The sequence below is a fragment of the Treponema sp. OMZ 838 genome (genome assembly GCF_000775995.1).
In the GTDB taxonomy this organism is placed as follows: domain Bacteria; phylum Spirochaetota; class Spirochaetia; order Treponematales; family Treponemataceae; genus Treponema.
Genome location: NZ_CP009227.1, coordinates 1,227,232 through 1,243,360 on the forward strand (window position 1 = coordinate 1,227,232; position 16,129 = coordinate 1,243,360).

Consider the following 16,129-nt stretch of genomic DNA (forward strand, 5'->3'; position numbering starts at 1 on the left):
TTTTAATATAAAATGAAGTCTGTTTATATCGGTTAAAAAAGAGAGAAAACAATAGAACCGTATTGCTAATAACTTGTGGATAATCTGTTATGTCGGTGAGTAAGTTGTGAATAATCGGTGTTGAATTAACACTTGATAAAAAAAGCTTCCTAAAATATGATGTAACCGTGAGGAGAAATTATGGCATACTATTATGAAGAACCATCGCATACTTTTAATGAATATCTATTAATTCCGCGTTATACCGGCGTTGAACATAGCCCTCAAAATATTGATTTGCATACGCCGCTTACTCGTTTTTCTACCGGCGAAAAACCGTTGTATACGCTCAATATTCCGTTAGTTTCGGCAATTATGCAGTCGGTTTCTAATGACGGTATGGCTATTTCCCTTGCAAAAGAGGGCGGTTTGTCCTTTATTTTCTGTTCGCAAAGTATAGAAAAGCAGGCAGCAATGGTTGCTGCCGTTAAAGATTATAAAGCAGGCTTCGTAGAAAGCGATTCAAACTTAAAACCTGAAAATACTTTGGAAGACGTATTGCGTTTAAAAGAAAAAACAGGGCATACGACTGTCGCCGTAACCGATGACGGTACCGCACATGGAAAATTACTTGGTGTTATTACCGGTCGTGATTATCGTCCAAGCAGAATGGCACGGGATTTAACCGTTGCAAAATTTATGACGCCGATTGAAAAGATTCATTATGCCGGCGAAGGTGTTACCTTAAAAGAAGCAAATGATATTATTTGGGAGTATAAGCTCAACTCCCTTCCCGTACTTGATTCCGAAGGAAAACTTGTGGCTTTTGTATTCCGCAAAGACTATGAAAGTAAAAAAGAGCATCCGAATGAGCTGCTCGACGAAAAAAAGCGTTATTTAGTAGGGGCCGGGCTTAATACCCGCGACTATGAGCAGCGTGTTCCTGCTCTGGTAGCAGCCGGTGCCGATGTTTTATGTATTGACTCCTCCGACGGCTTTTCGGAGTGGCAAAAACGGACAATCAAGTTTGTAAAAAAGCAGTATGGGAATAAGATTCCTATCGGAGCCGGCAATGTCGTTGACGAAGACGGTTTTGTCTTTTTGGCAGAGGCTGGTGCCGATTTTATCAAGGTCGGTATCGGCGGCGGTTCGATCTGTATTACCCGCGAAACGAAGGGAATAGGGCGTGGACAGGCAACAGCACTTATTGAGGTTGCCAAAGCGCGTGATGACTATTTTAAGAAAACGGGAGTTTATATTCCCATCTGTTCTGACGGCGGTATTGTATATGATCATCATATCACGATGGCGCTTGCGATGGGTAGCGACTTCTGTATGCTGGGACGTTACTTTGCCCGCTTTGATGAAAGCCCGACAAACAAAATACTGGTAAACGGCAGTTATATGAAAGAATATTGGGGCGAAGGCTCGTCACGGGCGCGGAACTGGCAGCGTTATGATTCCGGCGGAGACAGTAAGCTTGCATTTGAAGAGGGCGTCGATTCTTATGTACCCTATGCCGGTTCTTTGCATGACGGTGTTAAAACAACGCTCTATAAAGTACGTTCTACGATGTGTAATTGCGGTGTTTTAACCATTCCGGAGCTGCAAAAGAATGCAAAAATAACACTGGTGTCGCCTTCCAGCATAGTAGAAGGCGGCTCTCACGATGTTATGCTGAAGGACGTGCGCTCCTCGATACGCTAAAAAAATTGCCGCCCTTTTTATAGAAGGCGGCAATATGTTTTCATGTTTGGTTGTTCAGGCAATCTAATGAGCGGCTGGAGTTTCGCGGCGGCCTTCGTGAATTTTGTTTTTCATTAACGTCGGCTGTCCGGTTGCATCCAGGGCATCGCGCCAGAGCGAGCCGTCCGGTTCAACATAGTTGCGCGAACGAACAACGACATTTATCGGCAAGTGAACAAATTTGTTATACATCAACCCCACAATCAGTTTTGTCTTACCTGCCATAGCGGCATGAACTGCATTGTTTCCGAGCCGTTCGCAGTAAATAGAGTCAACCGGTGCAGCCGGCGCCGAACGTATTTGGTAGCTGGGATCAATATACTTTAAATTGATATGGATGGATTTTGCCTTAAAGTAAGCGTCGATTTGTTCTTTTAAGAACACGCCGATATCTGAAAGGCGCTTATTCCCCGAATCGTCGGTTTCATTTTTGCTCTGCATTAAGTCTTGCCCTGCTCCTTCCGCAACAACAATAACCGTATAATGGCTTTGTTCCAAACGGTCTTCCAAATGCTTTAAAAAGCCGTTTTCGCCTTGCATATCGAAAGGAATTTCGGGGATGAGTACAAAGTCAACTTCATGACTTGCGATAGCGGTATGCGTGGCAATAAAGCCCGATTCCCGTCCCATCAGCTTGACTAATCCGATGCCGTTAATCTGGGACTGTGCTTCCATGCGAGCGGCGGCCACTGCCTCCGAAGCTTTTACAACAGCCGTGTCAAAGCCGAAAGATTTTTGGATAAACGACAAATCGTTATCAACGGTTTTCGGAATGCCGACAACGGAGATACAAAGGTCTCGCCGTTCGATCTCTTTTGCAATTTCCAATGCGCCTTTTTGTGTTCCATCCCCTCCGATGACAAAAAGGATGTTTAAATTGAGGCGTTCGATTCCGTCTACGATTTCGACTACGCGGGTACCGCCGCCTCGTGAAGTGCCGAGAATGGTTCCTCCCGTTTTATGGCATGCATCGACAACCGTCGGGTTTAGGGGCATAACATCAAAATGATAATCCGGTAAAAGCCCCTTGAAGCCGAAACGGATACCGCTAATCCGTTTAACGCCATACCGGCCCCATAGACAGCGTACTACCGAACGAATAACGTCATTAAGTCCCGGACACAGTCCTCCGCAGGTAATAATACCTGCATGGACATGGCTCGGATTAAAAAATATTTTTTCTCGCGGGCCTGCTTTTTCGATCAGTTGTTCACGTTTAAAGGGGCCATACTGCTCGCCGACTTTGGATTCCAGTCGAAAGCGGATAAAATCTTCATTCGTAACATAATTAGCGATACGGTCTCCGACTACGTTTGAAAGGTGAATGGGAGACGGTATTTTACAGGGGCCGAGTGTCTCAATGGTAAAATCAAATTCTTCATCACGGCGCATAATGAACCTCCGTTATAGCGAAAGTATCAAACTCCAAATCAAAGGCGTTGCAGTTTTTATCTTTCTGCGATTATCGATGATAACCTTCATTACAGTATCATAAATTTGCAGGGCATGAAAGGGAGAAAAAGCTTTTTTTGATTGACAGATTTCCCAATTTTCTTCATTATAAGGGTATCTATGGCACAGAAAAAAGAATCTTTCCTTACACGCATAGTACAGCTTTTTTTTCCGCGGGCTGATGCAGAGGCGATAAAGAAACGGCATTTAAAAGCGTTGGCAAAAGAAATTTCAAAAAATAAATTCGGAAAGTGGTATAAACCTTCTTCTGAAGAGCTTCAGCAGCAGATGGCACGGTTCTTTTTTGAACTGTACAAGATCGTCGGACCTGCGCGGGCTCTCCTTGCAAGTGCTGCCTCATCAAAGGTTCTCAAGTCTATCACCGTAGAACAAAATTTATCAAAACAGCAACATCAAATGCGTGAGAGGTTTACACCCGAAGCGATTAAAGAGCGTGCCAAAACAACCAATCCCAAAGAGCTGAATCTTCAGGTACAGAAAGAATTTGATGCTTTTATGCGTGAATTTGACGGTAAGAAAATCGATGAGATTGATACGCAGTACCGGCAGCTCAACGAATTTATCCACTTTGTGCTGTTTGATTATTATTTCTTTTTAAAGAAATTCGATCCCGCTTTACCGGAAGATAAATTTTCTTATACGCCGAGTTTTTCGCATGTGAACGGTGAATACCTTAAAGATGAATTAAACGATTTTATCGTTGTACTCAATGGGCTTTCTCTTGATGCAAATTGGGAGAAGCTTTTTGCAATTATTACTGCATACAAGAATGTACAGCCGGTTAATGCTCCGCAGTGGAAAAAGTCTCTCGGTCTTTTAAATGATGTGCGCCGTTCTCATATTCTGGAAAAAATTGTTCAGCATATTACAAAAAATCCAACCTACACGGTGGAAAATAGTCCTTTCACGGAGAAGGTTACCGATGACTATCTTAAACAAATAGAGCGGTCTATTGATAATACATTAAAAGATATTGTTGCCGAGCAAAAGAATTCTCAAGTAGCGGTGTTGGTACAGCGTGTATTCGGGAATGTCATTCCTTCAGGTACTAAAAACTATAATCCGCGTTCCAATGCCGCATTTGAAAAACGGGGACTTGCAGGTTATATCTATGCTGATGCAATGAACTACCTTAAATCATTTTTAGTCGAGTACTTTAAAAGTGATGTCAGGGCTCTTTCCGATTTAATTTTAGTACGAGGTCAATGGACACAGCAGGTTCTCTCTGCCGAATATTCCGAGAGCTATCATAATTTGATGCATATTTCGACCAAACTTTTAGAGTTTGACGAAAAGCTTTCGGAAGTTTCCGAAATGGGGGTTAAATTCCGTACGCTGTTGTCGCGAATGGAGCGGGAAAAAGAAGCCGGCCGTCAAGTGCAAAAACACTTGGATACCGTTAATGAAGCCGCTCTTAAATTGCTTAAAGTTGCTATTAAAAATATTATGACGCTTGGAAATGCTGTAAAGAATTGTATTGCCGACTATGATAAACCCCATCGAGATTTATTGCAAAACTGGAAGGAAATCGAACAGCATTCCGATAAGCCAATACGGGAATGGATGACTGCTGTCTATACAAAAATTTATAATTTTATCATGCTTGAACAGGTCGTTTTAAAGAAAGAAGAATAGGGCATCGCTAAAAAGTTCAGTTTTTTGGATTGTTCCCTTAGATTTAGATGCGAGTTTAAAACCAAGTCATTACTGTATAAAATTTGAACATCCGTGTTTGAGTTTCGCTTGCGGTAAACATCGTGTGTCGGAAGATAAAGGAAATCAAGTATATTTACGCGTATCTCATAAAAACGGCATATTGACATAAACCGTTAAATGTTTCAAATATAGTAAGTCTCCTCTAAAGTCCGGTTATGGGTTAAATGCTTTTAGAGCGGGCTATAACAAGTGGAAGGGGGCGCGATGCGTCAGTGAAAGGGTGCGAAATTTCAATCGAAAATGTGTCAAAAACATTTGGTGATTTTCATGCGGTGGATAATGCCGTTATTCACATTAAGCGCGGGGAGTTTTTCTCGCTGTTGGGGCCGTCCGGTTGCGGTAAAACAACGTTGTTGCGTATTATTGCCGGGTTTGAACAACCGGATTCGGGGGTTATTACCTTTGACGGGCAAAATATTGTCGGCATAGAAGCCCATAAACGGCAATCGAATACCGTCTTTCAAACCTACGCGCTTTTTCCGCACCTGTCCGTGTATGAAAACATCGCCTTTCCGCTCAGGATTCGCAAGCGTCCGCAGGACGAAATTGACCGGCGGGTTAAAGAATATCTGCATTTGGTGCAGCTCGATGCGCATATCTACAAAAAGCCGTCCCAGCTTTCCGGTGGGCAGAAGCAGCGGGTTGCCATTGCCCGTGCGTTGATTAACGAACCGCGGGTGCTGCTGCTGGATGAACCGCTTTCCGCATTGGACGCAAAGCTGCGGGCAAATCTTTTAATTGAGCTTGATAAACTGCACGACCAAATCGGCATTACCTTTATTTTCGTAACGCATGACCAAAGCGAAGCGCTTTCCGTCTCAGACCGCATTGCGGTGATGAATCAGGGAAAGGTGCTGCAAATCGGCAGTCCGTATGAAATTTACGAACAGCCTGCCACAGCTTTTGTTGCAAAATTTATCGGCGAAACAAACCTCTTTGATGCAACCGTGGTAGCGTGTGAGCCGCATACGGACGGCTTTATGGTTACGCTCGATACACCGGCGCTGGGAACTTCGGTTAAGATTACCGACTATGATAAAACCGAAGTGGGGCAACCGGTGTGCTTTACCGTGCGGCCGGAAAAAATCCGCATTTCGTTGGAAAAGCCGTCCTCACAGACAAAGGAATTGAATGTTTTCCGCGGTGAGGTAGAAGAGCCGATTTATTCGGGATTCCAATCTAAGTTTTTTGTAAAGCTGGAATGCGGCACCGTGGTGCAGGTTTTTAAACAGCATCAAAACTATCTTGAGGACGGGCCTGAAATCGAATGGAAGGATACGGTATATGTTTCGTGGGCAGCCAATGACGGCTACATCGTCGAAGATTTAACATAAAGGTATATCAGACTATGGTGCAAGATCATTCCCGGCGGCGGTACGCCTTTTTGTATACCTTTCCGATGGCGGCATGGTTTACCGTCTTTTTTGTGCTGCCGCTTCTCATCATCGGCGTGTATAGTTTTCTTCAAAAAGGATTATACGGCGGAGTTGTGCGACATTTCACGTTCAACGCCTATATTCAGCTTTTTACTGCAAGCTACGGGTTATTATTTGTGCGGACGCTCTGTGTCAGTATTGCCGTAACGCTCATTTGTATTCTGCTTGCGCTTCCTGCCGGATATGCAATTGCGCGTAGTAAGCATCAGCTGTTCTTTTTGTTTTTGATTATCATTCCTTTTTGGACAAACTCTCTGATTAGAATCAATGCGTGGATTTCGATACTCGGTACTCAAGGTTTCCTTAACGGGCTTTTGAAAAAGCTGCATCTTATCACCGAAAGTATTCCGTTTTTGTATAACCAACAGGCGGTGATACTCGTGCTGGTATATATGTTTATCCCGTATGCAATTTTTCCGATTTTTTCGGCAATCGACAAGTTTGACTTTTCGCTGTTGGAAGCCGCACGAGATCTTGGCGCTACCAAAACGGAGGCTATCGTTAAGGTTATGCTGCCTAATATCCGTGCCGGAATCCTGACCGCGGTCATCTTTACCTTTATTCCGGTATTCGGCTCTTATACCGTACCGCTCCTTGTCGGCGGAAAGGACTCTTATATGTTCGGTAATTTGATTGTCGATCAGGTAACGAAGATCCGCAACTGGCCGCTCGCCTCAGCCTTTTCGGTACTTATCACCGTCGTTAGCGCTGCCGGTGTCCTCTGGATGATGTACGCCAGCTTTAAGCAAGAAAAGCAAGCCGCAAAATAGTGAAGAGTGAGGAGTGAGTATGTCTGATATACCGCAAGATATACAACAGCAAGCGTTACCGGTTCCGTACCGGCACAGTTCGGTAAAAAGCCCGTACCGGCGGTTAATTCAGAAATTCGAGAAACGCAAACGGGAATCCGAACCGGCGCGTCATGCACGGCGTGCATATAAGAACCTTAACAGTTCTTGGTTTTCTTCTACAGTGCTGGTGTTTGTGCTGTTGTTCTTGTTTTTACCTCTTGCGATTATCGCAGTGTTTTCTTTTAACGAAGGCAAGGCGATTGTATGGTCGGGCTTTTCGTTGAAATGGTATGCCGCGCTTTTCTTGGAATCCGAAAAATTATGGACTTCATTTTGGCACAGCATACTTATAGCCTTTGTTTCCGCATTTTGTTCCGTTGTTATCGGTACCTTTGCCGGTCTCGGCGTACAGTGGTACCGGTTCCGGGGCAGAGGGTATGTGCAAGCGGTGAGTATTCTCCCGATGGTGCTGCCGGAAGTTGTTATCGGTATGTCTACGCTGATTTTCTTTTCGGCAATCAATATACCGCTCGGCTTTTTTTCAATTATTATTGCGCATATTACCTTTTGTTTGCCTTTTGTGTTTTTGCTGGTGCTTGCCCGCCTTGAAGAGTTCGATTTTTCAATTGTCGAAGCCGCGCACGACCTCGGCGCAACGGAGCGGCAGACTTTATTCAAGGTGATAATTCCCGCAATTTTTCCGGCGATTTTATCCGGCTTTTTTATGTCGGTTACGTTGTCGCTTGAAGACTTTGTGATAACCTTTTTTGTATCCGGCCCCGGTTCCACGACGCTACCGCTCTATGTGTTTTCGATGGTTCGGTACGGTATTTCTCCGGTAATTAACGCACTTTCCCTCATTATGATTTTAGGAACCATGCTGATTGCTTTTATGTTACGTAATTTTTTAAAAGGAATTGCGGCCTCAAATTAAACGCGCCGCGGATTTGATGATGAAAAAAAATACTGATACCGCCTCCCCGGTTGCAGCGCATCCCGTATATCTGCGGAGCGGTTTCTCATTGTGCCGCTTGAGGCAAACTATTATCCGTACCGGTTTTATAATTTTAATTGTCGGTTTCATTGCCGGAGCTGCTTCTTGCGATGGGAAAAGCGGTTCAGGCAAGCTATCTCATAAAAAGAAGGAACTTACTCATTCTCTCCTGTTTGTGCTGGGAAAGGATTTTTATCAGTATTCCGATTTATTTACCTATCTTTCGAATGTTTATGATTCGGAGAGTCTAAAAGCGAACCTGTATATTTTGAGCTATCGCGATATGACCGCTAAGACAAAGCAGCCTCGGCTTTCGATAATCTCTGAACGGCTTGCGGCACAGCCTGTTGAGGCGCTTATTTCTATCGGTATTCCCGAAGGCGGCGCTCGCATACTCCGTACCGCTCAAGAGAAATACCCTGACTTACATATTTTTTCCTTGCTTCCGGTAGAAGAGATTTTGCCGCTCGAAGCCTGCAGCGATATTGTTGTAGACTTTGAACTGCCCGACTCGTTTGCAAAGGCCGACAGGGCGGTGGATATCCCCGCGCATGATGTACAGACGCTGGTGCTCTGTGCCGTAACCGCTGTAGAACAAATCAATGAATTGCCGGAACAGGAGCCGTTTCCGCGGTTTGCGCGGGCAGTTGCAACAACGGTCGATATATTAAAAGAGCAGGGAATAGCGGCATGGGGCGGTACACCGTATACGCTGCATCCGTATAAAGACCCTGAACTGAATATCCGTTCGTACAATTATCTTATTTTATCACCGCCTTCGACCGGCGGGCGGGCAGATAGCGAGGAACCGGAAATGAGCGCCGCAGGGGAAAAACAATGAACCGTTTTACTCGCTGCGAAAACGGTATTATTGCCGATGCCGATTTCTACAATCGATTGAAATATGCGGATACCGCTTCCGTCTTGCTGCTTTCCGACACGCACGGAGCAGTGGATGCAGTGCGGTGGATTTTAGCAGCGTTTAGCGAGGAATGCCAAGCTTGCCTTTTTGCCGGAGACGGTGCTCAAGATATAATGACTGTTGTGCGCGAAGCTGCTGCCGGCAAGCTCACCATTCCGCCGGTGATTATTATGGCGCAGGGGAACTGCGACTGCCGGCTCTGTCCGCCGGTTTTTCCAGATAGCGAAAACCTGAAACCGTTCGGGCTGCCGGTATATCAACAAAAGATGATAGCCGGACAGCAGATTTTATTGGCGCACGGGCATCTGCACCATGTTGAACTTGACGGGCGTAAATTGAGCATGACGGCCGAAAACCTCGGTTGTACAATCGCCGTATACGGGCATACGCATATTCAAAGTATCGAATGTTTCGGCGGCGTTACGGCTGTCAATCCCGGTAGCCCCTTGCGTCCCCGCGGTAAATCCTACGGCGGTTTTGCGCTTTTATCGCTCCGCACAGGGCAAGCGGGAAGCCCTGAAGATACAGCCACCGGAGACAGTTCAGTGACGGGGTTATTCAGCAAGGTGCAATTTTATCAGCTGATACGGGAATCCGACGGTGCTTTTTCTGCCTCCGCACACGCAGTCTATCCTATCCCGATACGCCAGAGTGCAGGGGATTAGTCCTTGGGCATGAATCAACACGGAGCTGTTCCAAAAAAGGAACCTCGATGGAGAGTGTCAGCGATTATCTTCTCCGCACGGATCAACATACCCCGACGCAAGCGTCGGGGTATTAACCGCTCCCGTGTGCTCGTATAAGCCGCACTTGTATCAGCCTTGCCTTTCTCCTATTTTAATATTCCGGTTTCCAGATACAGTCTTTGACCGTTTTTTCTACATTATCCGTTGCAACACGGTTTAATTTTTGACGAACGGCACACGAAGCAACCGCGACGGCAACCGCTTCGGAAAATTCCGTTAGCCGTGCTACCGGTGGCAAAACCGCCGCGCCCGGTTTACCGGTTTCGATAAATGCACCAAGCGAGTGGGCGGCTGCAGAAATCATTTCATCGGTTACGAGTTTTGAATTTACCGCGATACTGCCTAAGCCCAATCCCGGATAAATCAGTGCATTGTTGGCCTGTCCGATTGTGTATGTAACGCCCTTGTATTCTACCGGATCGGCAGGAATTCCGGTTGCCACCATGGCGCGGCCGTCCGACCAATGAATCAAATCCGAAGCCGTAGCTTCCGCCAGTTCCGTTGGGTTACTGAGCGGGAAAATAATCGGGTGTTCGCACCATGATGTCATAGCGCGGACAATCTCTTCCGTAAAGGTTCCCGGTGTTGTTGATGTTCCTACTAGAATCGTCGGACGAATTGCCATCACCGCTTTTGTAAGCGAGGTGAGACTTGCCGCATCGGAAAATTCGCGACGTTTTCGCGCAAACGGTTTTTGCTCTGGCGTTAGATCGTCCATATCATCGAACAAAAGTCCTTGCTTATCAACCATATAAAAATGACTGCGAGCTTCGTCTTCAGAAAGCCCTTGGGCAACTATTTCTCTAAAAATACGATCGGTAATTCCGGCTCCGGCAGTTCCTGCTCCAAAGCACAGATATACCTGATCCGTAAGCTTTTGCCCGTTGATTTTCATAGCGCCGAGGATTCCCGCAAGCGTAATGATACCGGTTCCTTGGCAGTCATCATTGAATACGGGAAAAGTCTTCTGGTATGTTTGCAAAACCTTTGCGGCGTTCGATCTGCCGAAATCTTCAAAGTGGAGATATAAATCAGGAAACAATTTTTCCGCCGCTGTTACAAATCGATCGATGAAGCGGTAATATCTGTCGCCGTATATTCTCTTGTGGTGATTTCCGAGATAGAGCGGGTCATCAAGCAGTGTTTGCCTGTTTGTTCCGCAATCCAGTACAACCGGCAATACCGTTTGCGGATCAATTCCTGCGGCCGCAGTATAGACCATCAGTTTACCCACGGAGATGTCAACGCCATTTGTCCCCCAGTCGCCGATACCGAGAATTCCTTCCGCATCCGTCGCAACGATAAGTCTGATGTGTCTTCCGCCTGCGGCATGCCGAAGCGTCTCTTCGATTTGCTCCGGAGCATCAATCGACAAAAACGCTGCACCTTGTGTATCGCTAAACTGTCCGCTGTACTGCTCAATACTTTCTGCAATAACCGGATCATAAACAATCGGCATTAGTTCAACAATGTGTTCATGAAATACATAATAGAAAAGTCGCCGGTTGTGATTGAAGACATCCATAAGAAATCTTCTTTTTTCTATGCCGGAATTTTTTCGTTCCATCTGCCGGTAAATTCTATTTGCCTGTGTTTCAATATCGTCAATACACGGCGGAAGCAGCCCTTCCAGATGATATTTTTTTCTTTCTTCGGCAGAAAATGCTGTTCCCTTGTTCAAAAACGCATCATGGATAATGTCATACCCATATTTTTCCATAAAGGTTCCTCCATACTGTCCGTTTGCGGGATTGCGGATATCCTTCCAAATCTCAATGGAAACTCTCAAATGTACTTTTAGTACCGATACACAGTTTATCATGTTTTTATAAATTTTCTAGCTTAATCAATCAATTTTTTTGTCTATTGTCTCAACTTTTTTATTTTTGTATTATTATGCTTAATTTTTTCTTCTGTAATAAGTTTCGTTATAATCGATCTATTCGATAACTGCGTTTCCGAATAGGTCTACGAGTTCTAAATCGTACAAATAGCACGATGTGTGAACATCGCATTTATTGAACGGATATACATTCTGAATGCTTTCACTTCAGAGTAAGAAGCATCAGCATTTTTGAGTTTTGGGTATCTCTAAAAACTCGGTTAGATTTTTAGAGATACCCGACGAGTCTTTTTTGATAAGTCTTTACATTGTTATGACTTATCAAAAAAACATCGCAATCTAAATCTAAGGAAAACTTCTAAAAACGGAAGTTTTTAGAGGTTCCCTCTTGTAAAAAATAGTGCAGGGGATTAAACTCTCCGCACGAATATAAGGAGATTTGTCTCATATGAACAAATTACAGCTTTTCTTAAAAAGAAAAGATATAGAGATTTCCGGTAAGCGGTATTTTATTGATGCGATGAGCGCCATGGCGATGGGGCTTTTTTCATCCTTGCTTGTCGGAACAATTCTGAGAACCGTAGGGCAGCAGCTGCATATTACCTTTTTGACCGATACCATCTGGCCGATATGCCGTGATATGACGGGCGCCGCCATCGGTATTGCGGTTGCGCACTCGCTTAAAGCGCACACCTTTGTCTTGTTCTCCGCCTCTATTGTCGGGTATGCCGGTAATATGTTCGGCGGTGCAGTGGGCGCCTTTATTTCCGCCATTGTCGGTACCGAACTGGGGAAGCTGGTTTCAAAAGAAACAAAGATTGACCTGATTGTGACGCCGACGGTAACCATTCTTTCCGGCAGCGTAATAGCCGTCTTTTTCGGGCCATATATGTCTGCGTGTATGAATTGGCTCGGAGAGGTTATTATGACGGCGACAACTCTGCGTCCGTTCCTGATGGGGATTTGCCTTGCGGTATTGGTTGGGATAATTCTCACGCTGCCGATTAGCAGTGCGGCGCTCTGTATGATGCTTTCTCTTTCGGGGCTTGCAGGAGGCGCGGCAGCGGCGGGGTGCTGCGCTCAGATGATCGGCTTTGCAGTGATGAGCTATCGGGATAACGGATTCGGCGGCAGCTTTGCAGTCGGCATCGGCACCAGTATGCTCCACATGCCGAATATTATTAAAAATCCCCGAATATGGATACCACCGATTGCCGCATCCGCCGTATTGGGGCCGGTTTCGACGATGCTGTTAAAAATGGAAAATACCCCCATCGGCTCAGGAATGGGAACTTGCGGGTTGGTCGGTCAAATCGGTGCGCTGACGGCGATGAGTGGAACCGGGCGCAGCACCGCAAGCATCTACCTTTCTATCTTGTTGCTGCACATTATCGCTCCCGCCGTACTCACAATTCTTTTTACCGTGCCGTTGCGGAAAATCGGATGGATTAAAGACGGCGATTTAAAACTTGCGCTGTAACAGCCGTGTTATTCGAGGTAACCTGTTCTGAAACGGAAGTTTTCGAACGGGTTTATGTCTCGCTTAAGCCTTCTTCAAAAATAAACTGGATGTAGAGGTCTTCGAGTGTTCGCTTGGGGCCGGGGACTTGGAGTCTCCGGCGCGATTCGGCGTTGTTTTTCCGGTCAATAAAAGAAGCATAGAAGCCACGCGGATCATCACTCGGAAATTCTCTTTTGAAGCCGAGTAGATTATATGCTTCGTCTCTGCTGAGGGCAGAAACTTTTCTTTCCTTCAAAATATTGCGGATAAAATTGATCTTTTCATAAGAGATACCGAATAAGAATTCTTCCAGTGCTTGGCCGATTTCAGGGTCTGCCAATTTTGCAATCATAAACCGTTCCCACGATTCATCAAGCTCCATTGAAAGAAGAAAGAGTTCACTGACGCCAAGCATACTGCCGAAGTTCGGTGCAAGTTTGTTCCGCGCTGTCCAAACCTTGTGTAAAACAGGTGCAAAAGATGAGGAGTGTTCATCCAGCCGATGCTCCCATAGTTCGGTTAATAATTCTGCTATATCTTTTCGTGTTTCATGCTGAAGATCGGCATTATCAAGAAGCATCGTATATACATCTTCCGCCATGAGTGCGAACATAGCGCGAAGGGTAATCCGCCGCAGTGCTTGGATATCTTTTTCTTCAAAAAAAGCATTCATCGCTATTTTGGTGAGTGCGGAAAAAGTTTGAAATTTGGCAATCAGAAAGCTTTTGCCGAGGATAACCTTTGTCGGTAATGTCAGTAAACGTGAAGAAGGATCACTGCTGCAGAGTGTGTCGATCAATGTTTCTGCCGATCGATGTTCACCTGCAAGGACGGTGCTGCGTTGTATTGAGGGATAGCGGGAGACAGCTACCGCCACTTGTTCTAATGTTGTAATACAGTTTGCAATGTTGCTCAGTACCCCTGGAGCATAAGCTTGTAAGCTTTTTAAAATCTGTTCGATTACCGCGTGTTCGTCTTTATCGAACACCACAATATCGGATGAAGTGCTTCCATCTTCAGTTGTGTATGGCATTGAGAGCGTTGCAGACAAAGATGCATAAGTCATACCTTATCAGTATACCACAAAATCCGGATTTTGCCAAATATTTTCTTGCGGATACATATCGTGAAAAAGGTTGTCCCGCAACTGTAGCTGCCGTTACTTCAAATACACAAACGGGATATCATCGATGCGTTGAAGCCGGATAGCACCGCATCCTTTTTCTGCGTACATAACATTCAGCATTGCGGTAATATTGCGTTCAAAATCGGGATTAGTTTTTTCTTCCACGGCAGCGATACCTCCGCCGTAAATGCAGTAGACAAGGTCGGCGTATTGCAAGGCAAGCGCGGGGTTATGAATAGAAACGAGCACCGTCTTGTGCACTTTTGTACAAAGCTTACGGGTAATCTGCATAATCTTATGCTCGTTGTAAAAGTCGAGATTGGCGGTCGGTTCATCCAAGAGGATGATGGGCGCATCCTGTACCATGCCGCGGGCAAGCATTACGAGCCGCGATTCCCCGGAACTGAGCTGACTGTAATAGCGGTCGGCAAATTGCGTTAAACCGAATACCTCAAGCGCATGATCGACATATTCCCAATCTTTTTGCGAAGGGGCTTGCAGCGCGGTTTGATGGGGATTACGTCCCATCACAACAAAGTCGCGTACCGTGTAGGTAAATACGCCGGAATGTCCCTGCGGAATGTAGCATACTTTTTGAGCGAAGCGCTTCCGTGTAAGCTGCGCCGCATTTTCTCCCAGTACGGAGAGCGTACCGGAGGCTGGCGTATCAAGACCGGCGAGGAGCCGCAACAGGGTGGTCTTGCCCGCTCCGTTAGGGCCTATCAGCGCAATAACCTGTTGCTGCGGAATATGCAGCCGGAGGTCTTTCAGAATAGGCTGGGTTCCCCGCACCGCCGTAACGCCGTCAAGCTCAAAAGCCGCGTTCATATTCCAATCCAAATATCGTTGTTCCGGCGGAGCATCAACTGCGCAAGAATCGGCGCGCCGATGACAGCCGTGATAATACTGACCGGTATCTCATTGCCGGACAGGGAGCGGGCAACGGTATCCGCAAACAAGAGGAGCGCAGCGCCGCACATAAAGGAAAGCGGGGCAACTTTGTAATTGTTATTGCCGAACAGCAGCCGGATAACATGCGGCGCAATAAGCCCGATCCAACTGATGATACCCGCAGCGGACACAACGCTTGCAACCAACAATGTCGAAGTGATAATAAACAGCAGCCGCATCTTTTTAACCGGCGTACCGAGCGACGCCGCTTCTTCATCACCGAGCGAGAGAATATTGAGCTGCCTGCGGAACAGGATAATAAAGCTGCATCCCGCAACGGCAATCGGCAAAAAGGCGGCGAGCTTTTTCCACGTGATAACGTTAAAACAGCCCATCAGCCAGAACTCCAGAGCAGGCAGCTCATTGAGCGGATCCGCCATGTATTTGATAAGGGATACCCCTGCTCCGGCAAGCGCATTGATGATGACGCCTGCAAGCACAAGGCGTATCAAGCTGTGTTCTCCGCCGATGTTCGAAAGCTGCAACACAAGCAATGTCGCCCCGATGCCTCCCGCAAAGGCGCAGAGCTGGATGCCTGCCGCACTTGTATGGAGCAGCACGATACCGATTGCCGCGCCGAGGGAAGCGCCGGTAGAAACACCGATGATGTCGGGTGCTACCAGTGGATTACGGAATAGGCTTTGCAGGCTTACCCCGCTCAATCCGATTGCGCCCCCTGAAAGAAAGACAAAGAGCGTACGCGGCAGCCTAATGTTCATAAAGATATTGTAATCGGCTGTGGTTACCGCCGCAAATGCATCGGTGCGGAACAGGATGGAAAGTATCTTAATAAAGGAGAGCGGATAACGCCCCCAGCTCAGCGAGAATATCAGCGCTGCCAGAGGCATTATGAAAGCTGCACATATCAGTTTAGTCCTGTACCGCATCTGCATTGAAAGGTTTTA

General features: G+C 46.1%; 13 protein-coding genes. 8 read left to right on the forward strand and 5 right to left on the reverse strand.

The window, feature by feature from the left end; all coding sequences use genetic code 11:
* The first annotated feature begins 180 nt into the window (after positions 1–180).
* Entirely contained in the window at positions 181–1,686 is a 1,506-nt protein-coding gene (locus QI63_RS05475; protein WP_044014563.1) for an IMP dehydrogenase, read from the forward strand.
* A gap of 63 nt (positions 1,687–1,749) precedes the next feature.
* On the opposite strand, the gene QI63_RS05480 is transcribed toward QI63_RS05475, so the two are convergent.
* Positions 1,750–3,117, reverse strand: a complete 1,368-nt coding sequence (locus QI63_RS05480) for an ATP-dependent 6-phosphofructokinase (RefSeq protein WP_044014565.1) — start codon at positions 3,115–3,117, stop codon at positions 1,750–1,752.
* Positions 3,118–3,297: 180 nt separating this feature from the next.
* Here QI63_RS05480 and QI63_RS05485 point away from each other — a divergent pair, with 180 nt between their 5' ends.
* The 6 genes from QI63_RS05485 (at position 3,298) to QI63_RS05510 (ending at position 9,722) form a co-directional block, all read left to right on the forward strand.
* The gene (locus tag QI63_RS05485) at positions 3,298–4,833 is read left to right on the forward strand and encodes a DUF5312 family protein (protein WP_044014567.1); all 1,536 of its coding nucleotides are present in this window, start codon (positions 3,298–3,300) and stop codon (positions 4,831–4,833) included.
* A gap of 245 nt (positions 4,834–5,078) precedes the next feature.
* Positions 5,079–6,248, forward strand: coding sequence for an ABC transporter ATP-binding protein (locus QI63_RS05490; RefSeq protein WP_200877772.1), 1,170 nt, complete (start codon positions 5,079–5,081; stop codon positions 6,246–6,248).
* A 14-nt stretch (positions 6,249–6,262) separates the two neighbouring features.
* Complete coding sequence (locus tag QI63_RS05495; protein WP_044014572.1) at positions 6,263–7,120, forward strand: ABC transporter permease; 858 nt, start codon at positions 6,263–6,265, stop codon at positions 7,118–7,120.
* A gap of 19 nt (positions 7,121–7,139) precedes the next feature.
* Positions 7,140–8,075 (forward strand): ABC transporter permease, encoded by a 936-nt coding sequence (locus tag QI63_RS05500; protein WP_044014574.1) that lies wholly within the window; start codon positions 7,140–7,142, stop codon positions 8,073–8,075.
* A gap of 16 nt (positions 8,076–8,091) precedes the next feature.
* On the forward strand, positions 8,092–8,976 hold the full coding sequence (locus tag QI63_RS05505) for a hypothetical protein (RefSeq protein ID WP_235619800.1): 885 nt from the start codon (positions 8,092–8,094) through the stop codon (positions 8,974–8,976).
* Positions 8,973–9,722 carry a YfcE family phosphodiesterase gene (locus QI63_RS05510; RefSeq protein ID WP_044014576.1) on the forward strand — a complete coding sequence of 250 codons (750 nt, stop codon included), beginning with the start codon at positions 8,973–8,975 and terminating at the stop codon, positions 9,720–9,722. The genes QI63_RS05505 and QI63_RS05510 overlap by 4 nt, the downstream gene beginning before the upstream one ends.
* 172 nt (positions 9,723–9,894) lie before the next feature.
* Here the strand turns inward: QI63_RS05510 and QI63_RS05515 are convergent, their stop codons facing one another.
* On the reverse strand, positions 9,895–11,625 hold the full coding sequence (locus QI63_RS05515; protein WP_235619801.1) for a malolactic enzyme: 1,731 nt from the start codon (positions 11,623–11,625) through the stop codon (positions 9,895–9,897).
* Between the two features lie 469 nt (positions 11,626–12,094).
* Here QI63_RS05515 and QI63_RS05520 point away from each other — a divergent pair, with 469 nt between their 5' ends.
* Positions 12,095–13,126: a PTS sugar transporter subunit IIC gene (locus QI63_RS05520; RefSeq protein WP_044014580.1), complete on the forward strand. Its 1,032-nt coding sequence runs from the start codon at positions 12,095–12,097 to the stop codon at positions 13,124–13,126.
* Between the two features lie 52 nt (positions 13,127–13,178).
* Here QI63_RS05520 and QI63_RS05525 read toward each other — a convergent pair whose 3' ends face one another.
* The 3 genes from QI63_RS05525 to QI63_RS05535 all read right to left on the reverse strand — a co-directional run bounded on the left by QI63_RS05525 (position 13,179) and on the right by QI63_RS05535 (position 16,072).
* Entirely contained in the window at positions 13,179–14,213 is a 1,035-nt protein-coding gene (locus QI63_RS05525; RefSeq protein ID WP_044014582.1) for a hypothetical protein, read from the reverse strand.
* Between the two features lie 93 nt (positions 14,214–14,306).
* Entirely contained in the window at positions 14,307–15,101 is a 795-nt protein-coding gene (locus tag QI63_RS05530; protein WP_044014584.1) for an ABC transporter ATP-binding protein, read from the reverse strand.
* The gene (locus QI63_RS05535) at positions 15,098–16,072 is read right to left on the reverse strand and encodes a FecCD family ABC transporter permease (RefSeq protein WP_235619802.1); all 975 of its coding nucleotides are present in this window, start codon (positions 16,070–16,072) and stop codon (positions 15,098–15,100) included. The genes QI63_RS05530 and QI63_RS05535 overlap by 4 nt, the downstream gene beginning before the upstream one ends.
* Positions 16,073–16,129: the final 57 nt, after the last annotated feature.